This window comes from Calidifontimicrobium sp. SYSU G02091 (assembly GCF_022631395.1).
Lineage (GTDB): Bacteria > Pseudomonadota > Gammaproteobacteria > Burkholderiales > Burkholderiaceae_C > Calidifontimicrobium > Calidifontimicrobium sediminis.
Genome location: NZ_JALBGB010000020.1, coordinates 1 through 16,893, shown reverse-complemented (window position 1 = coordinate 16,893; position 16,893 = coordinate 1). Strand labels below are relative to the sequence as shown.

Sequence of the window (16,893 nt, the reverse complement as noted above, 5' to 3'; positions counted from 1 at the left end):
CCGGTGCCCCGCGCGATGGACGCGTCGCGCCGCTCGCTGATCGGCGTCGTCGCCGTCGTGGCCGCGGTCGCGCTGGCCGCGCAGTGGTTCGGCGACCGCCGGCAGCGCGAGCTCGGCGACGAGATCGCGCGCCTCGCGCAGCCGGGCGACATCCGCATGGTGTCGTCGCTGAGCTGCCCGTTCTGCACCGAGGCGCGGCTGTGGATGGAGCGCCACGGCGTGCCGTTCGAGGAGTGCTTCATCGAGCGCGACGCGGCCTGCGAGGCGACCTACGAGTCGCTGGCGAAGCAGGCCACGCCGACGCTGATCGTGCGCGGGCAGGTGCACACCGGCTTCGACGCCGCGCGCGTGCTGCGCGCGCTGCAGGCCGGCGCCGGCTGATCAGTCGAGTGCCAGGCCGAGCGCGGCGGCGTCGCCGCGGCCCTGGCGCACGAGCACGGGCACGTCGCCACTCAGGTCGATCACGGTGGTCGGCTGCATCGGGCACGCGCCGGCGTCGACGATGGCCTGCAGCAGCTTCTCGAAGCGCGCGCGGATCTCGTGCGGGTCGTTCAGCGGCTCGGTCTCGCCGGGCGCGATCAGCGTCGTGGCCAGCAGCGGCTGACCGAACAGCGCGAGCAGTTCCTGCGTGACGCGGTGGTCGGGCACGCGCAGCCCGATCGTGCGCCGCGACGGGTGGCTCAGGCGCCGCGGCACCTCCTTCGTCGCCTCGAGGATGAACGTGAACGGCCCCGGCGTCGCGAGCTTGAGCAGCCGGTACTGGCGGTTGTCGACGCGCGCGTAGCTGGCCAGCTCCGACAGGTCGCGGCACAGCAGCGTCAGGTGGTGGCGCTCGTCGACCTGGCGGATGCGCCGCAGCGCCTCGGCGGCGGCCTTGTCGTCGAGGTGGCACACCAGCGCGTAGCTCGAGTCGGTCGGGATCGCCGCGATGCCGCCGCCGTGCAGGATCTGCGCGGCCTGCTTGAGCAGCCGCGGCTGCGGGTTGTCGGGGTGGACCTCGAAGTACTGGGCCATCGCGGACGCGTCGTCAGTCGCCGATCGAGTCGACCGCCACCGGCGGCGCGCGCCGGCCCGGCGCGGCGCGCACGTTGAGCCACGCGCTGGTGGCGCCGCAGGCCGCGATGATGGCCATGCCGGCGACGGCCCAGCCGTCGGGCAGGTGGCCGAACGCGACCCAGCCGGCGAACGCGGCGAGCACGATCTGCAGGTAGGTGAACGGCATCAGCAGCGCCACCGGCGCCATGCCCATCGCGAGGATCAGCAGCCCGTGGCCGACGGTGCCCATCAGCCCGACGAGCAGCATCAGCGCGATCGCGCGCGCGTCGGCCGCCGCCAGCGACGGCACGACGTCGACCGGCAGCGCGGCGAGCACGAGCGAGCCGAGCACGGTGCCGACGACGCCGGTGTACAGGTGCGTCGTCAGCGGGTGCTCGTGGCCGGCGAGCCGGCGCGTGAGGACCTGGAATGCGGCATAGCAGGTCGCGCCGGCGAGCGGGAACAGCGCGGCCCAGCCGAACAGCCCGCTGCCCGGGCGCAGCACGACGAGCGCGCCAGCGAAGGCGCCGGCCACCAGCGCCCAGCGCCACGGCGTCACGCGCTCGCGCAGCACGAGCGCGGCGACGACGATCGACAGCACCGGCGTGATCATGAAGATCGCGGTGAACTCCGCGACCGGCAGGTGCTGCAGCCCGATGAAGCTCAGCGCGCTGACGGTGAACAGCAGCGTGCCGCGCAGCAGCTGGAAGCGCGGGTGCGCCGGGCGCCACAGCGCGCGCCGCGACGGCGCGGCCAGCCACACCGACATCACGACGGCCTGGAACGCGTAGCGCGCCCACAGCACGACGAGCACCGGGACGACGGCGCCGACGACCTTGACGGTGGTGTCGAGCACCGCGAAGCACGCCGCCATCGCGCCGATCAGCGCGACGCCGAGCACCGGGCGCGTGGCCGGCGGCGCGCCGGCGCGCAGCGTGGCGACGCTCACGGCCGGATCACCCGCTCGGCGAGCGCGGCCCACACCGGTGTGAGCCGCCCGGGCAGGTCGGGCAGCGCGCCGAGGTCGGTGTGGCTCTCGTCGGGGTCGTGGAAGTCGCTGCCGCGCGACGCGAGCAGGCCGAACTCGAGCGCGAGCTCGGCGTAGGTGGCGTACTCGGCCGTCGTGTGGCTGCCGGTGACGACCTCGACGCCGCGCCCGCCGTGCGCGACGAACTCGCTGAACAGCGCGTATTCCTCGGTCGGCGTGAAGCGGTAGCGCGCCGGGTGCGCGATCACGGCGACGCCGCCGGCCGCGGTGATCCAGCGCACCGCGTCGCCGAGCCGCGCCCAGCGGTGCGGCACGTGGCCCGGCTTGCCCTCGGTCAGGTAGCGGCGGAAGACCTCGTGCGTGTCGCGGCACGCGCCGGTCTCGACGAGGAAGCGCGCGAAGTGCGTGCGCGAGATCAGCTCGGGGTTGCCGACGTACTTCAGCGCGCCTTCGAACGCGCCCTTGATGCCGACCTGCGCGAGGCCCGCGGCCATCTCGCGCGCGCGCTGCTCGCGTCCGGCGCGGGTGGCGGCCAGGCCGTCGCGCAGCGCGGTGTCGTCGGCGTCGAAGCCCAAGCCGACGACGTGCACCGTCTGGTCGAGGAAGCTGACCGAGATCTCGCAGCCGGTCAGGTACGGCAGCCCCAGCGCGCGCGCCGCGTCACGCGCGGCGGCCTGGCCGCCGATCTCGTCGTGGTCGGTCAGCGACCACAGCTCGACGCCATTGGCCTTCGCGCGCGCGGCCAGCGCCTGCGGGCTGAGCGTGCCGTCCGAGACGTCGGAGTGGCAATGCAGGTCGGCATTGAGTAAGCTGACATCCAGCACCGCCCGATTGTAGGGGGACACCCTTGGCCGCTGAGTCCGACGGCCCGCCGCCCGCGCCACCGCGCCACTCGCCGGGGCGGCGCTCGGCCCTCGTCGACGCAGCGATGGGCGCGCTCGCCGCGCTGCCGGTGCTCGCCGTGCTGCTCGACCACGGCGACTTCTTCCTCCTCGTCGCTGCGCTGCTGCCGGTGGCGGTGATGTTCGTCTGCTCGTTCGACCCGCCCGACATCGCCGAGATGGCTGCGCGCCTGCGCGACGCGCGCCGTCCGCCGCTGAAACCGCCGCGGGGCTGAACGGCGAGAGCGGACTCTCAGCGCTCCAGCCGCACGATCTGCCCGTCGGGGCTGTCGGTGAGCAGGTAGATCCAGCCGTCGGGGCCCTGGCGCACGTCGCGGATGCGCGCGTTGAGGTTCGTCAGCAGCCGTTCCTCGCCGGTCACGCGGTGGCCGTCCAGGCTCACGCGCACGAGCGCCTGTGCGCGCAGCGCACCGAGCAGCACGCTGCCCTTCCACCCGGGGTAGCGGTCGCTGGTGACGAAGGCCATGCCGCTCGGTGCGATCGAGGTCGGTACCCAGTGACGCAGCGGCGCGACGACGTCGGCGCGCTCGGTGCCTTCGCCGATGCGCGTGCCGGTGCCGTAGTTGCGCCCGTAGGTGATCACCGGCCAGCCGTAATTCCTGCCGGCCTCGGTCACGTTCAGCTCGTCGCCACCCTGCGGGCCGTGCTCGGTCGTCCACAGCGCGCCGGTGGTCGGGTGGATCGCCGCGCCCTGGATGTTGCGGTGGCCGTAGCTCCAGATCTCGGGCAGCGCGCCGGGGCGGCCGACGAAGGGGTTGTCGGCGGGCACCTTGCCGTCGGGCTCGATGCGCACGACCTTGCCGTGGTGGTTGTCGAGCGTCTGCGCGTCGTCCTTGCGCGAGAAGCGGTCGCCGAGCGTGACGAACAGCCGCCCGTCGGGCGCGAACACGAGCCGCGAGCCGAAGTGGTGGCTGCTCGCGACCTTGGGCTGCTGGCGGAAGATCACCTGCACGTCGGCGAGCCGGTTGCCGTCGAGCCGGCCGCGTGCCACCGCGGTGCTGTTGCCGCTGCCATCGGGCGCCGGCTCGCTGTAGCTCCAGTAGACGAGGTGGTTGTCGGCGAACTTCGGGTCGACCGCGACGTCGAGCAGTCCGCCCTGGCCGCTGGCGACGACCGGCGGCAACCCGGCCAGCGGCGCGCCGAGCGTGCCGTCGCGCTCGACGATGCGCAGGCGCCCGGGCCGTTCGGTGACGAGCATGCGCCCGTCGGGCAGGAACGCGAGCCCCCAGGGGTGTTGCAGGCCGCGCGCGACGGTGACGGGCTTGACGTCGAGCGCGGCGCTCGGCAGCGCCGCCAGCGCGGTGGCGGCGAGCACGAAGGCATGGAGCAGGGCGGACAGCGTGGGCAGGCGGCGCATCGGGCGGGACGGTGAAACGGCGAAGCCGGTTCGACGGCGTCGGCGCACGGAAGTTCGCGACGCCGGCGCGATCACCCCGCAACCGGCACGGCGGCCTCGATCACCATCTGCACGCGCGCCTGGCCCTGGTACTCGTCGAGCGACAGCCGATAGGCCACGCGCGCACGCGGCGGCAGCGGCTCGCTGCGACCGAACCAGATCGCCTCGCGCGGCGCACCGGACGCGGCCCCGGCGGGCTTGAGCCGCAGCTTCAGGTGGCGCTCGCCGACCAGCCGCTGCGCGACGACCTCGACCTCGTCGCAGAACAGCGGCGGCTCGAACGCCGGCCCCCAGACCTGCGCGTCGAGCGCGCGCACGGTCTCGGCTTCGAAGTACTCGGCCGGCAGCGGCCCGTCGGTGCGCAGGCGCTGCTGCAGCGTCGCCGCGTCGAGCCATTCGGCGGCGACGCGCACGAACGCGGCGGCGAAGCGCTCGAACTGCGCCTCGGCGAGCGTGCAGCCGGCGGCCATCGCGTGGCCGCCGAAGCGCAGCAGCACGCCGGGCTCGCGCTTGGCCACCAGATCGAGCGCGTCGCGCAGGTGAAAGCCCGCGATCGAGCGCCCGGAGCCCTTGAGCAGCCCGTCGGCGCCGCGCGCGAAGACGAAGGTCGGGCGGTGCAGGCGGTCCTTCACGCGGCCGGCGACGATGCCGACCACGCCCTCGTGGAACGAGGCGTCGAACAGCGCCAGCGCCGGCGGCGGCACGCCGGCGGGCAGCAGCGCGTCGAGGTGCAGCTCGGCCTGCGCGCGCATGCCGGCCTCGACGTCGCGGCGCTCGCGGTTGATCGCGTCGAGCGTGCGCGCGAGCTCGGCGGCGCGCGCTGCGTCGTCGGCGAGCAGGCACTCGATGCCCACCGTCATGTCGGCCAGGCGGCCGGCGGCGTTGATGCGCGGCCCCAGCGCGAAGCCGAAGTCGAACGACGCGGCGCGCGCGGCATCGCGCCCGGCCACCGCGAACAGCGCCGCGACGCCGGGTTGCATGCGCCCGGCGCGGATGCGGCGCAGCCCCTGCGCGACCAGGCGCCGGTTGTTCGCGTCCAGCCGCACGACGTCGGCCACCGTGCCGAGCGCGACGAGGTCGAGCAGGCTGTCGAGCCGCGGCTGCGCGCCGTCGGCGAAGCGCCCGCGTGCGCGCAGCTCGGCGCGCAGCGCGAGCAGCACGTAGAACATCACGCCGACGCCGGCGATGGACTTGCTCTCGAACGGACAGCCGGGCTGGTTCGGGTTGACGACGACGTCGGCGTCGGGCAGCACGACGCGGCCGGCCTCGACGGCCGGCAGGTGGTGGTCGGTGACGACGACACCGATGCCGTGTGCGCGTGCGTGTGCGACGCCTTCGAGGCTGGCGATGCCGTTGTCGACGGTGACCAGCAGCTTCAATCCGGGCACGCGCTCGCGCGCGAGGTCGACGATCGCCGGCGTCAGGCCGTAGCCGTGGCGCGCGCGGTCGGGCACGACGTAGTGCAGCGTCGCCGGGTCGGCGCCGAGCAGCTTCAGGCCGCGCAGCGCGACCGCGCACGCGGTGGCGCCATCGCAGTCGTAGTCGGCGACGACGCACACCGCCTCGCGCGCGGCGATCGCGTCGGCCAGCCGGCGTGCGGCGCGGTCGGCACCGAGCAGCGTCGACGGAGGCAGCAGCCGGTCGAGGCCGTCGTCGAGCTCGTCGCGGTCGCGGATGCCGCGCGCGGCGAACAGGCGCGCGAGCAGCGGGTGCACGCCGGCCTGCTCGAGCGCGAAGGCCACGCGCGGCGGGACGTCGCGCACTTCGAGGATCGGCGGCGGCACGTCGCGCACGTCGCCGCTCGGCGGCAGCACCTCGCGCGTCTGCGGGATCGACGCGGCCACCCCGCGCTCCTCGGCGAATGGCGGACTCACAGCGTCTCCAGCAGCGCGGCGGCGTCGGCCCGGCGCACGAACCAGCGCGCCCACGGCCGGCGCGCGGCGGCGTCGAACGTGACGGCGCTGCGCTCGCCGCACAGCGTCAGCGTCACGGGCTCGCCGCGCCGCGTCGCGTCGAGCGCCGCGGCCAGCGGGCCGGCATCGAGCGCGCGCCACGCGGCCTGCCACGCGGGCCAGTCCTCGGCGAGCGCCGCAGCGCGCAGGCGCTCGTCGACGACGAGGGCGGGTGCCGGTCGTGCCGGCTGGTAGGGGCCGCAGCCGCTCAGCCACACCGAGTTGACGCTCAGGCGGCCCTGCGATTCGCGTTCGGCATTGACGGGGTGCGTGTACAGCAGCATCTGCACCTCATTCTGCAGCCGGCGCAGCAGACGGGCCGCGGGCGCATCGGGCAGCCAGCGGTCGACGTGGCGGCCGATCACCCGGTCGAGCGACGCGGTGGGCAGCGCGCGCAGCGACTCGTGCGCGGTCAGCCACACGAGCGGCGCGACCCAGCGCAGCACGAAGCCCTCGCTCGTGAACAGCGGCGCGACGGCGTCGAACAGCGTGCGCGACGTGGCTTCGTCGAGCTGCAGCGCCTGCGGGTCGAGCAGGCTCACCTGCTCGGTGCCCAGGTGCAGGTGCACCGGCGTCAGCAGGCCCCACGCGAGGTCGCCCGGTTCGATGCCGGCCTGCGCGGCGGTGTGCGCCGCGAACGGCAGCGCGCCTTCGGCGGCGGCCCAGCCCCACGCGCGGGCGAGCGCACGTTCGTGCGGCGGCGTCAGCGACCACGCGTCGCCGTCGTCGCGACGCTCGCGGCGACGCGCGCTCAGCAGCTCGGCCAGGTGCGGCAGTTCGACATCGCGCAGCGCCTGCCGCCCGGCGTCGGACAGCGGCGCGGCGAACGGGACCACGAGATGCATTGCGGCGGATTATCCCGGCGCGCGGGAGTCCCGCCGCTGCGGCGCACCGGGGGCCCTCGGGTAGCATGCCGGCCCGATGAACCCGTGGTACGAGCTCCAGGTCGGCTGGCGTTACACCCGTGCCGGCCGTGCCGGCCGGCGCAACGGCTTCATCTCGTTCATCTCGGCCGTGTCGATGCTCGGCATCGCGCTCGGCGTGGCGGCGCTGATCATCGTGCTGTCGGTGATGAACGGGTTCCAGAAGGAGGTGCGCGACCGCATGCTCAGCGTGATCTCGCACGTCGAGATCCATGCCTGGGACGGCGCCGCGCTGCCCGACTGGCAGGCCACCGCCGAGGCCGCGAAGCGCCACCCGCAGGTGCGCGGCGCGGCGCCGTTCGTCGCGGCGCAGGCGCTCATCGCGCGCGGCGAGGACATGCGCGGCGCCGTCGTGCGCGGCATCGAGCCCGCGGCCGAGGCCACGGTGACCGAGCTCGCGGCGCGGCTGCGCGACACGACGCTGGCCACGCTGCGTCCGGGCGAGTGGCACGTCGTGCTCGGCGCCGAGCTGGCGCGCCAGCTCGGCGTGACGGTGGGCGACAAGGTCACGCTGGTGGCCCCGGGCGGGCAGGTCACGCCGGCCGGCGTGATCCCGCGGCTGCGCCAGTTCACGGTCACGGGCACCTTTGACACCGGCCACTATGAGTACGACAGCGCACTGGCGCTGATCCACCTGCGCGACGCGGCGGCGCTGTTCCGCGTCGAGGGGCCGACCGGCGTGCAGCTGCGGCTGGCCGACGTGCATGCCGCGCGCGGCGTCGCGGCGGAACTCGCGTCGATGCTCGGGCGCGACGTGGTCGTGCGCGACTGGACGCGCACCAACCGCCACTGGTTCGACGCGGTGCAGATCGAGAAGCGCCTGATGGCGATCATCCTGACGCTGATCGTCGCGGTGGCGGCGTTCAACCTCGTGTCGACGCTGGTGATGACGGTGACCGACAAGCGCGCCGACATCGCGATCCTGCGCACGCTGGGCGCGAGCCCGCGCTCGATCATGGGCATCTTCGTCGTGCAGGGCGCCACCGCCGGCATCGTCGGCACCGCCGCCGGCGTCGCGCTCGGACTGCTGGTGGCGTTCAACGTCGACGTCATCGTGCCGGCGATCGAGCGGGCGCTGGGCGTCGCGTTCCTGCCCGGCAGCATCTATCTCATCACGCGCATGCCCAGCGACCCGCAGGCCGGCGACATCGTGCCGATCGCCGTCGTCTCGCTGGTGCTCGCGTTCCTCGCAACGATCTACCCGAGCTGGCGCGCCAGCCGCGTGAATCCCGCCGAGGCGCTGCGCTATGAGTGAGGCGCCGGTCGTGCTGCGCGCCGAGGGCCTGCACAAGCGCTTCCACGAGGGGCCGCTGGACGTGCAGGTGCTGCGCGGCGTCGATCTCGAGGTGCGCGCCGGGCAGACGCTGGCGATCGTCGGCGCGTCGGGCTCGGGCAAGAGTACGCTGCTGCACCTGCTCGGCGGGCTCGACGCGCCGAGCGCCGGGCGCGTGTGGCTGCAGGGGCAGGACCTGTCGGCGATGGACGCCGCGGCGCAGGGCCGCTGGCGCAACCGGCACCTGGGCTTCGTCTACCAGTTCCACCACCTGCTGCCCGAGTTCAGCGCGCTCGACAACGTCGCGATGCCGCTGCGCATCCGCCGCGAGCCGCCGGCCGCCGCGCGCGCCGCGGCACGCGAGGTGCTCGCGCGCGTCGGTCTGGCCGAGCGCGTGCACCACCGGCCGTCGGAACTGTCCGGCGGCGAGCGTCAGCGCGTCGCGCTCGCGCGCGCGCTCGTCACGCAGCCGGCCTGCGTGCTCGCCGACGAACCGACCGGCAACCTCGACCGCGAGACGGCCGACACGGTGTTCGAGCTGATGCTCGGCCAGTGCCGCGAGCGCGGCATGGCGCTCGTCGTCGTCACGCACGACGAGCGGCTGGCCGCGCGGTGCGGGCGTGCGGTGCGGCTCGCGGGCGGGCGCATCACGGCCGACGCGCGCTGAGCCGCGGGCGCCTCAGGGCGCCGGCACCGCGACGCGGTTGCCCGGCACGGTCATGAACTGCACGCTGAACACGTCGCGGCTGCGCGGGTCGGCTTCGACCCTGACCCAGTGCACGTCGTTGTTGCCGGAGGCGGCGTTGTTGCCGGGCGTCTCGATGCGGGTGAAGTTTTCGAGCCGCCGGCCCTGCGCGTCGAGCAGCGGCTTGTCGACGCGGAAGTAGTGCGAATCACCATGCACGTAGGCCACCGGGCGGCGGAAGTCGGTCACCGCCTCGCGCAGCGCGAGCAGGAAGTCGCGGAAGCCGTCGGGCGCACCGTCGGTCTGTACGAGCGTGCGCGGGTCGCGGCGCGGCGCGCGGGTGCCGTCGCTGCCGTCCCAGCCCGGGTTGGCCTGCGAGATCAGCATCACCGCGGCGGCGTCTCGCGCCTGCGCGACCGCGAAGCTCTCGCGAAGCCAGCGGATGTTGGCGGCGTTGCGGGCCGCGAACTCGGCCTCATCCGGGTTCGTGTCGCACAGGTTGTTGCACGAGCCGGTCACGTTCAGCGTCACGTAGACGACGCGGCCGACGGTCCAGCGGCGGTTCTCGACGCAGGGCACCGCGGCGCCGCCGGCGCCCAGGCACAGCGGCTCGTTTTGCACCTGCTGGCGCAGCCGCCGCTGGCCGAGCGACCACGGTGTCGAGAAGAAGATCTGCCGCTCGCGGTCGAGCCGCTCGAGCGCATCGTAGCCGCCGTTGGAGGGGCGGTCGCAGTCGGCCCAGTCGTTGTCGCCGGGGGTGAACATCGCCGGCGCACGCAGCGCGTTGAACCAGCCCAGTGCGCGCAGGTACAGCGCGTCGTCGCACGGGCTGCCCGAGCCCTGCTTCAGGTCGCCGGTGTGCACCGTGAACGCGAGCCGGTGCGCATTCATGTCGGCGATCAGGTTCGGCAGGCCGACGCTCTCCTGCGCGGCCGAGTACGGCAAGTCGCCCCACAGGCCGATCGCATGCGGGGCATGGCGTGAGGCGTGGGGGCCGTCGCCGTCACGGCCGCCGTGGTCGGCGTGCGCCGCGAGCGCGAGTGCGGCACTGCAGGCGAGTGTGGCGAGGCGGCGCAGCGGCGCGCCCCGAAGCGGGCGGGTCGTCGTCATCGTGAGGGTCCTCCGTGTGGCACGTTGCGGCACGCTCGGTGCCGCACGCCAGCCAGTCTGGGCCGCCAGCGATGACAGGCGGATGAAGCCGCCGCGGCGCGCGCGTTTCAGCCGCGCTCGCCGGGCGGCAGCGCCTCGTAGGCGGCCACCAGCGCCGGGTCGCGCGCGCGCAGGTCCTCGTGCGACACGCGCCCGGTGCGTCGCATGTAGTCGTAGGCGAACGCCACCGGCGGCAGGTGCAGGCGCGAGCGCACCGTCTCGTACCACTCGGTGCTCCTGACGGCGGCGGCCTGCAGGCCGTCGGAGCCGGGGCGGCGGGTGCGCTCGAACTCGCACAGCGCCGCGGGGACGTCGGCGCCGGCGTGTTCGAAGGCGCGAAACAGCGCGATCGCGTCCTGCATCGCCAGCCGTGTGCCCGAGCCGATCGACGGGTGGCCGGTGCGCAGCGCGTCGCCGAGCAGCACGACCTTGCCGTGGTGCCAGCGGCGGTTGCGCACGATCGCGTAGCGGGACCACGTCGAGCGGTTCGACAGCAGCGGCTCGCCGCCGAGGTCGTCGGCGAACACGCGCTCGCAGTAGTGCAGGCTGTCGGCCTCGCTCATCGCGCCCAGCCCCGCGGCGACGAAGGTGTCGGGGTCGGCCTCGACGAGGAAGGTGCTCAGCGTCGGCGTGTAGGTGTAGGCGTGCGCGATCAGCAGCCCGTGCGCGCACGGCCGGAACACCAGCGACAGCGCATCGAAACGCTGCCGTGTGCCGTACCAGGCGAGCCAGTTCGGCCGCACGTCGAGTTCGGGGCCGAAATGCTCGGCGAGCAGCGTGCGCACCGCGCTGTGCGCGCCGTCGGCGGCGACGACGAGGTCGGCGTCGGCGGCCAGCGCATCGAGCTCGGCGCGGTCGGCGATGCGCCGTCCGAACTCGAGCCGCACCCCGGCGTCGCGGCAGCTCGACTGCAGGATGCGCAGCAGGTCCAGCCGCGCCATGCGCCAGAACGTGTTGTGCTCGAGGATCACCTCCTGGCCCCGGTGGACGATGCGCATGCGGTCGAACACGACCTGGCCTTCGGTCAGCGCCGCATGCAGTGCCGCGTCGACGTCCTTGACGAAGTTCAGCGCGACGTCCGACAGCACGACGCCCCAGCCGTAGGTCGCCCCCTCGGGGTCGCGCTCGACGATGCGCACGTCACGCGCCAGCCCGTGACGCTTCATCAGCGACGCGAAGAACAGGCCCGCGGGGCCGCCGCCGACGATCGCGATCCTCATGCCGCAGGTGCCTTGGCGGCCGCGCGCTCGGCCTCGAGCCGTGCCGTGATCGCGTCGCGCTGCAACGTATTCGGCCCGCCGAGCGTCGGTGTCTGCCCGTTCTTCGGCACGGCGAAAGTGCAGCCCTTCACGCGGAACACCGGATCGGGCATCGCCAACCGCGCCACGGCCTCGACGGCCAGGTGACCGAAGAAAATCGTCTCGACCGGCGCCGTCACATCACGCGGTTGAACCACACGATCGACAGCCCGGCGGCCAGCAGCGTCAGCAGCGCGCCCAGCGCGGCGAACAGGCCGCTGACCTCGGTCTCCTTCTTCTCCATCACCATCCGGCTCGACAGCCCTTCGTAGACCTTCTTCAGGTCTTCGGCGGTGCCGGCGTAGAAGTACTCGGCGCGGGTGATCTGCGCGATCTGCTTGAGCGTGTCCTCGTCGAGGCGCACGCGCATCGTCCAGCCCTCGAAGCCGATCGTGTCGCCCTCCTTGGTGCCGATGCCCACGGTGTAGACCTTGACGCCGCGCTGCGCGGCCATCTGCGCGGCCTCGATCGGGTCCGGGCCGGTCGTGCGCTGGCCGTCGGTGAGCAGGATGATCGCCCCCGACGCGTAGCTGCCGGGCTCGACGGGCGTGAACTCCTTCTGCGCCTTCGGCTCGGCGCCCAGCGGCGCGGGCATGTTGCGCTGGCCCGTGACCTGGCTGAGGTCGATGCCGGCGTCGGGGAACATCGCCGCCAGCGACAGGATCAGGCCGCTGCCGATCGCGGTGGCGCGCTGCAGCTGGAAGCGGTCGATCGCGGCGACGACGTCCTCGCGGCTGAAGGTGGGCGGCTGCACGATGGCGGCGGTGCCGGCGAAGCTGACGACGCCCACCCGCACGCTGCGCGGCAAGTCGGTGAGGAAGGCCTTGCCGGCGGCCTGCATCGCCTCGAGGCGGCTGGGCTGCACGTCGGTGGCGCGCATGCTGCCGGAGACGTCCATCGCGAGGATGATGGTCTGTTCGGCCAGCGGCAGCGTGATCACCGCCGTCGGGCGCGCGGTGGCCACCAGCATCGCCGTGATCGCCAGCAGCAGCAGCGCCGGCGGCACGTGGCGGCGCCAGCCCACGCCCTTGGCCATCGCCTCCTTGACGAGCGCGAGCTGGGCGTACGGCAGCGCGACCTTCTTGCGCCGCGACAGCAGCCACAGGTACAGGAGCACGAGCCCCGGCACCAGCAGCAGGCTCCACAGCATCGTGGGCCACAGGAACGACATGGCTCAGTCTCCTTGCACGTTCACGCGACGGCGGCGAGGTGCGCCGGCAGCGCGCCGCCGGCGGCCAGCTGCGTGCGGCGCTTGCGCAGCTGGACGAAGCGCGCCAGCGTCGCGGCCAGGTCGTCGTCGGTGGCGAGTTCGATCGCATCGACGCCGGCGCGCGCCAGCCCCTCACGCAAGTCGGCCTCGCGTCGGCGCGCGGCGGTGGCGAAGCGGTGGCGAAAGCCCGGCGCCTGCGTGTCGACGACGACCTGCTCGCCGGTTTCCGGGTCCTGCATCACGACCATGCCAAGGTCGGGCAGGTCCATCTCGAGCGGGTCGTACAGCCGCACGGCGATCACCTCGTGCCGCGCGGCGAGCCGAGCGAGCGGCTCGTCCCAGCCCGGCGCACTGATGAAGTCGGAGACGACGAACACGATCGAGCGGCGCCGCACGACCTCGAGTGCCTGGCGCAGCAGCACCGCCAGCTGCGTGCCGCCGGGCATCGGCTGCGCGGGCGGGCGGTGCAGCAGCCGGTGCAGCAGCTGCAGCACCTGCAGGCGTCCGCTGCGCGCCGGCACCACGGTGTCGACGCGGTCGCCGTAGAGGAGCGCGCCGACGCGGTTGCCGCGGCGCGTGAGCAGCCGCGCGAGCACGGCGGTGAACTCGACGGCGACGTCGAGCTTGCTGCGGTTCGAGCCGAAGCCCGCCGACGGGCTCAGGTCGAGCAGGAACCACGCGGTCACGTCGCGGTCCTCGGTGTACTGGCGCACGTGCGGCACCTGCAGGCGCGCCGTGACGTTCCAGTCGATGTGCCGCGGGTCGTCGTGGTGCTGGTACTCGCGCAGGTCGGCCAGGTCGAGGCCGACGCCGCGCAGCAGGCTGCGGTAGTCGCCCTGCAGCGCGCCGTCGAGCTTGCGCAGCACGGTCCAGTCGAGGCGGTGCAGCATCGCCTCGGCACGGCCGGCGGGGCGCGCGCGCGGCGCGCTTGGCTCAGGCGGCGACCTGGACATGCTTCTCGAGCGGCCGCTCGGGCGCGGGCACCTTCTGCATGATCTTCATCACCAGCGTGTCGGCGTCGAGCCCGTCGGCCAGCGCCTCGTAGCTCAGCGACAGGCGGTGGCGCAGCACGTCGGGGGCGATGTCGAGCACGTCTTCGGGCAGCATGTAGCTGCGCCCGCGCAGGAAGGCGAGCGCGCGTCCGCCCTCGATGAGACCGATCGTCGCGCGCGGGCTGGCGCCGAAGGTCACGTACTTCTGCAGGTCCGCCAGACCCACCTTGGCCGGTTCGCGCGTGGCGGCCACCAGCTTGACCGCGTACTGCACCAGCGACGGGTCGACGTAGACCTTGCGGCAGTCGCGCTGCAGCTGCTGCAGCTGTGCCGTGTCGCACACCGGCACGACGTCGATCTTCGGGCCGGTGACGCGGTCGACGATGACGAACTCTTCCTCCTCGGTCGGGTAGCCGACGAGCACCTTCATCATGAAGCGGTCGACCTGCGCCTCGGGCAGCGGGTAGGTGCCCTCGGTCTCGATCGGGTTCTGCGTGGCCATCACGAGGAAGGGCTCGGGCACCTTGTGCGTCTCGCCGGCGATCGTGACCTGGCGCTCCTGCATCACCTCGAGCAGCGCGCTCTGCACCTTGGCCGGCGCGCGGTTGATCTCGTCGGCCAGCAGCAGGTTGGTGAACACGGGCCCCAGCGTGGTGCTGAAGTCGCCCGTCTTCTGGTTGTAGATGCGCGTGCCCACCAGGTCCGCGGGCACGAGGTCGGGTGTGAACTGGATGCGCTTGAATTGCCCGCGCAGCGTCTGCGCGAGCGTCTTCACCGTCAGCGTCTTGGCCAGCCCCGGCACGCCCTCGACGAGCAGGTGGCCCTGCGCGAGCATCGCGACGAGCACGCGCTCGAGAAAGCGGTCCTGGCCGACGACGACGCGCTTGACTTCGTACAGCACGCGTTCCATCAGCGCGCCGGTCTCGGCGGCCTGGCTGCTCAGGGTATTGGGCGTCATCGGGGCCTTTCGTCGGGTGGCGGGCAGGGTGGGGGCGGGAAGGTCAGAACGGCGGCAGTCCGGCGCCGGCGGCGGCCGACTCGATCGGCACCGCGAAGCCGATGCCGACGAAGAAGCGCTCCTGCACAGGGTTGTAGATGGCGGTGACGATGCCGACGACCTCGCCGTCGTCGGTGACGAGCGGCCCGCCCGAACTGCCCGGGTTGGCCATCGCGTCGAACTGGATCAGGTTGGTCAGCAACCGCTCGCCGTCGGGCGTGCGGAACTCGCGCTTGAGGCCCGAGACGACGCCGTGCGACACCGTCGGCCCGATGCCGAACGGGAAGCCGATCGCCGTCACGCGGTCGCCGGGCTTGAGGTCGGCGGTGCTGCGCATGGTGGCCGACTTCAGGTCGTCGGGGATGCGGTGCGCGCGCAGCACGGCCAGATCGTTTTCGGGCATCACGTTGATGACCGAGGCGCCCGACGTCAGTCCGTCGTGGAACACGACCTCGATGTGGCGCGAGCCGGAGACGACGTGCAGGTTCGTCAGGATCACGCCGCTGTCGACGATGACGACGCCGGTGCCTACCGACGCGCCGTCATCGTCGTCGTCGCGGTCGGGCGTCGTCGGCTTGGCGCCGCCGCCGTTGCCGCCGGACTTCGACCGCGCCGCCGGCGGCTCGCCGGGCGGGTGCGCACGCCCGATGACGCGCACGACCGACGGCGCGACGCCCTCGTAGGCCTTGGCCGCCGCCGACGGCAGCGGCTGCGTGTTCAGCGTGTGCAGCACCGCCGCGTCGATCTGCCGCTGGGTGAGCGCCGGCGCGGCCGGGCGCAGCCCGCCCCCGAGCCATGCCGGCGCTGCGACGAGCAATGCGCCGAACACGGCCCAGCCCCAGGCCGGCACGCGCTGCAGCCGCGCGCGCAGCGCGCCGGCGCGCGTCGCCCGCGGCGGGGGTGCTGGGCCCGCGGGCGGCGACGTCGCTGCCGTCATGCCGGACCCGCCGGGCACGGCCGCCGACGCGGTGGTGCGCGCGTCCTGCGCCGCCCCGCTGGCCGTCGGGCGCGTCGGCGAGCGGCTGTACAGCGGCGTGCGGGTCGGCTTGCGTGCGTTCATGACGAGCTCGCGGAGGAGCCAGAGGGCGCGACAACGGTAGCACGCAGCGTGCCGTCGTGCATCATTCAGGGCATGCCCTACCCCGAAGTGCGCTGGGTTGATTCGCATTGCCACCTCGACGCGGCGGAATTCGGCGCCGACGTCGACGCCGTCGTGGCGCGCGCACGCGCCGCAGGCGTCGTGCAATGCGTGCTGCCGGCGGTCGACGTCGCCGGCTTCGACGCGGTGCGCGCGCTGGCACACCGCCATGGGTTCGGCTACGCACTGGGCATCCACCCGCTGTACGTGCCGCAGGCCGCCGCCGACGACCTCGACCGCCTGCGCGAGGCGGTCCACCGCCACCGCGACGACCCGCACCTGCTCGCGATCGGCGAGATCGGCCTCGACCACTTCGTGCCGCCGCCGCCCGACGACCCGGCGCGCGAGCGCGAGACGCGCTTCTATCTGGCGCAGCTGCGCATCGCGCGCGACGCGGGGCTGCCGGTGATCCTGCACGTGCGCCGCTCGGCCGACGCACTGCTCGCCGGGCTGCGCCGCGTCGAGGTGCGCGGCGGCATCGCGCACGCGTTCAACGGCAGCCGCACGCAGGCGCTGGCCTTCGTCGGGCGCGGCTTCGCGCTCGGCTTCGGCGGCGCGATGACGTTCGAGCGCGCGCTTCGCATCCGCGAGCTGGCCGCGACGCTGCCCGAGACGGCGCTCGTCGTCGAAACCGACGCGCCCGATATCCCGCCGCAGTGGCTGTACCGCACGGCGGCGCAGCGCGCCGCCGGCCACGTCGCGCGCAACGAGCCGGCCGAGCTGCCGCGCATCGCCGCCGAGCTCGCGCGGCTGCGCGGCTGCAGCGTCGCGCACGCGGCGGCGGTGACGACGGCCAACGCGGCGCGCGTGCTGCCGCGGCTGGCGGCGCTGCCGGGCCTGTCGGTCGCCGCGGAGGCCGCTGCATGAGACACCCTGTGTCAACCCCCCGCTGTTTTGAGCAACATTTGAAGTCCGCCGTGTGCGCTGGGGTCGTAGGGTTTGCGGTCGATCCAGG

Annotated in this window: 18 protein-coding genes; 5 read left to right on the top strand and 13 right to left on the bottom strand. The window is 73.8% G+C overall.

Annotated features, from left to right (window positions below):
- Positions 1–15: 15 nt before the first annotated feature.
- On the top strand, positions 16–381 hold the full coding sequence (locus tag MOJ79_RS12675) for a glutaredoxin family protein (protein WP_241924494.1): 366 nt from the start codon (positions 16–18) through the stop codon (positions 379–381).
- On the opposite strand, the gene MOJ79_RS12670 is transcribed toward MOJ79_RS12675, so the two are convergent.
- Genes MOJ79_RS12670 through MOJ79_RS12660 form a run of 3 tightly spaced genes read right to left on the bottom strand, consistent with a single transcriptional unit; the run spans position 382 to position 2,844 of the window.
- Entirely contained in the window at positions 382–1,014 is a 633-nt protein-coding gene (locus MOJ79_RS12670) for an L-threonylcarbamoyladenylate synthase (protein WP_241924493.1), read from the bottom strand.
- Positions 1,015–1,027: 13 nt separating this feature from the next.
- On the bottom strand, positions 1,028–1,984 hold the full coding sequence (locus tag MOJ79_RS12665) for a DMT family transporter (protein ID WP_241924492.1): 957 nt from the start codon (positions 1,982–1,984) through the stop codon (positions 1,028–1,030).
- The gene (locus tag MOJ79_RS12660; RefSeq protein WP_241924534.1) at positions 1,981–2,844 is read right to left on the bottom strand and encodes a 3',5'-nucleoside bisphosphate phosphatase; all 864 of its coding nucleotides are present in this window, start codon (positions 2,842–2,844) and stop codon (positions 1,981–1,983) included. The genes MOJ79_RS12665 and MOJ79_RS12660 overlap by 4 nt, the downstream gene beginning before the upstream one ends.
- Positions 2,845–2,870: 26 nt before the next feature.
- Between MOJ79_RS12660 and MOJ79_RS12655 the strand changes: the two genes are divergently transcribed.
- Positions 2,871–3,140 carry a hypothetical protein gene (locus MOJ79_RS12655; RefSeq protein WP_241924491.1) on the top strand — a complete coding sequence of 90 codons (270 nt, stop codon included), beginning with the start codon at positions 2,871–2,873 and terminating at the stop codon, positions 3,138–3,140.
- 17 nt (positions 3,141–3,157) lie between these two features.
- On the opposite strand, the gene MOJ79_RS12650 is transcribed toward MOJ79_RS12655, so the two are convergent.
- The 3 genes from MOJ79_RS12650 to MOJ79_RS12640 all read right to left on the bottom strand — a co-directional run bounded on the left by MOJ79_RS12650 (position 3,158) and on the right by MOJ79_RS12640 (position 7,118).
- Positions 3,158–4,282, bottom strand: coding sequence for a PQQ-dependent sugar dehydrogenase (locus tag MOJ79_RS12650; RefSeq protein ID WP_241924490.1), 1,125 nt, complete (start codon positions 4,280–4,282; stop codon positions 3,158–3,160).
- A gap of 71 nt (positions 4,283–4,353) precedes the next feature.
- Complete coding sequence (gene recJ / locus MOJ79_RS12645) at positions 4,354–6,105, bottom strand: single-stranded-DNA-specific exonuclease RecJ (RefSeq protein WP_241924533.1); 1,752 nt, start codon at positions 6,103–6,105, stop codon at positions 4,354–4,356.
- A gap of 86 nt (positions 6,106–6,191) precedes the next feature.
- On the bottom strand, positions 6,192–7,118 hold the full coding sequence (locus MOJ79_RS12640) for a hypothetical protein (RefSeq protein ID WP_241924489.1): 927 nt from the start codon (positions 7,116–7,118) through the stop codon (positions 6,192–6,194).
- 76 nt (positions 7,119–7,194) lie between these two features.
- On the opposite strand from MOJ79_RS12640, the gene MOJ79_RS12635 reads away from it, so the two are divergent.
- Positions 7,195–8,451, top strand: coding sequence for a lipoprotein-releasing ABC transporter permease subunit (locus tag MOJ79_RS12635; RefSeq protein WP_241924488.1), 1,257 nt, complete (start codon positions 7,195–7,197; stop codon positions 8,449–8,451).
- Positions 8,444–9,136 (top strand): ABC transporter ATP-binding protein, encoded by a 693-nt coding sequence (locus MOJ79_RS12630; RefSeq protein ID WP_241924487.1) that lies wholly within the window; start codon positions 8,444–8,446, stop codon positions 9,134–9,136. The genes MOJ79_RS12635 and MOJ79_RS12630 overlap by 8 nt, the downstream gene beginning before the upstream one ends.
- A 12-nt stretch (positions 9,137–9,148) precedes the next feature.
- Here MOJ79_RS12630 and MOJ79_RS12625 read toward each other — a convergent pair whose 3' ends face one another.
- From MOJ79_RS12625 to MOJ79_RS12595, 7 genes are all read right to left on the bottom strand, one after another.
- Positions 9,149–10,264: a hypothetical protein gene (locus tag MOJ79_RS12625; protein WP_241924486.1), complete on the bottom strand. Its 1,116-nt coding sequence runs from the start codon at positions 10,262–10,264 to the stop codon at positions 9,149–9,151.
- 107 nt (positions 10,265–10,371) lie between these two features.
- A complete protein-coding gene (locus tag MOJ79_RS12620; RefSeq protein WP_241924485.1) occupies positions 10,372–11,523 on the bottom strand; it encodes an FAD-dependent monooxygenase in 1,152 nt (383 codons plus the stop codon).
- Positions 11,520–11,741, bottom strand: coding sequence for a hypothetical protein (locus tag MOJ79_RS12615; RefSeq protein WP_241924484.1), 222 nt, complete (start codon positions 11,739–11,741; stop codon positions 11,520–11,522). Before MOJ79_RS12615 ends, MOJ79_RS12620 begins: the two co-directional genes overlap by 4 nt.
- Entirely contained in the window at positions 11,738–12,772 is a 1,035-nt protein-coding gene (locus tag MOJ79_RS12610; protein ID WP_241924483.1) for a VWA domain-containing protein, read from the bottom strand. The genes MOJ79_RS12615 and MOJ79_RS12610 overlap by 4 nt, the downstream gene beginning before the upstream one ends.
- A 20-nt stretch (positions 12,773–12,792) precedes the next feature.
- Entirely contained in the window at positions 12,793–13,764 is a 972-nt protein-coding gene (locus tag MOJ79_RS12605; RefSeq protein ID WP_442863123.1) for a DUF58 domain-containing protein, read from the bottom strand.
- Entirely contained in the window at positions 13,745–14,761 is a 1,017-nt protein-coding gene (locus MOJ79_RS12600; protein WP_119353121.1) for an AAA family ATPase, read from the bottom strand. Before MOJ79_RS12600 ends, MOJ79_RS12605 begins: the two co-directional genes overlap by 20 nt.
- A gap of 43 nt (positions 14,762–14,804) precedes the next feature.
- On the bottom strand, positions 14,805–15,860 hold the full coding sequence (locus tag MOJ79_RS12595; RefSeq protein ID WP_241924481.1) for a S1C family serine protease: 1,056 nt from the start codon (positions 15,858–15,860) through the stop codon (positions 14,805–14,807).
- Between the two features lie 72 nt (positions 15,861–15,932).
- On the opposite strand from MOJ79_RS12595, the gene MOJ79_RS12590 reads away from it, so the two are divergent.
- Positions 15,933–16,805 carry a TatD family hydrolase gene (locus MOJ79_RS12590; protein ID WP_241924480.1) on the top strand — a complete coding sequence of 291 codons (873 nt, stop codon included), beginning with the start codon at positions 15,933–15,935 and terminating at the stop codon, positions 16,803–16,805.
- Positions 16,806–16,893: the final 88 nt, after the last annotated feature.

Coding starts and splice junctions, on each gene's coding strand:
- MOJ79_RS12675 (WP_241924494.1), top strand. CDS start 16: ATGGACGCGTCGCGCCGCTCGCTGATCGGCGTCGTCGCCGTCGTGGCC.
- MOJ79_RS12670 (WP_241924493.1), bottom strand. CDS start 1,014: ATGGCCCAGTACTTCGAGGTCCACCCCGACAACCCGCAGCCGCGGCTG.
- MOJ79_RS12650 (WP_241924490.1), bottom strand. CDS start 4,282: ATGCGCCGCCTGCCCACGCTGTCCGCCCTGCTCCATGCCTTCGTGCTC.
- MOJ79_RS12640 (WP_241924489.1), bottom strand. CDS start 7,118: ATGCATCTCGTGGTCCCGTTCGCCGCGCCGCTGTCCGACGCCGGGCGG.
- MOJ79_RS12635 (WP_241924488.1), top strand. CDS start 7,195: ATGAACCCGTGGTACGAGCTCCAGGTCGGCTGGCGTTACACCCGTGCC.
- MOJ79_RS12630 (WP_241924487.1), top strand. CDS start 8,444: ATGAGTGAGGCGCCGGTCGTGCTGCGCGCCGAGGGCCTGCACAAGCGC.
- MOJ79_RS12625 (WP_241924486.1), bottom strand. CDS start 10,264: ATGACGACGACCCGCCCGCTTCGGGGCGCGCCGCTGCGCCGCCTCGCC.
- MOJ79_RS12620 (WP_241924485.1), bottom strand. CDS start 11,523: ATGAGGATCGCGATCGTCGGCGGCGGCCCCGCGGGCCTGTTCTTCGCG.
- MOJ79_RS12610 (WP_241924483.1), bottom strand. CDS start 12,772: ATGTCGTTCCTGTGGCCCACGATGCTGTGGAGCCTGCTGCTGGTGCCG.
- MOJ79_RS12605 (WP_442863123.1), bottom strand. CDS start 13,764: ATGTCCAGGTCGCCGCCTGAGCCAAGCGCGCCGCGCGCGCGCCCCGCC.
- MOJ79_RS12600 (WP_119353121.1), bottom strand. CDS start 14,761: ATGACGCCCAATACCCTGAGCAGCCAGGCCGCCGAGACCGGCGCGCTG.
- MOJ79_RS12595 (WP_241924481.1), bottom strand. CDS start 15,860: ATGAACGCACGCAAGCCGACCCGCACGCCGCTGTACAGCCGCTCGCCG.
- MOJ79_RS12590 (WP_241924480.1), top strand. CDS start 15,933: ATGCCCTACCCCGAAGTGCGCTGGGTTGATTCGCATTGCCACCTCGAC.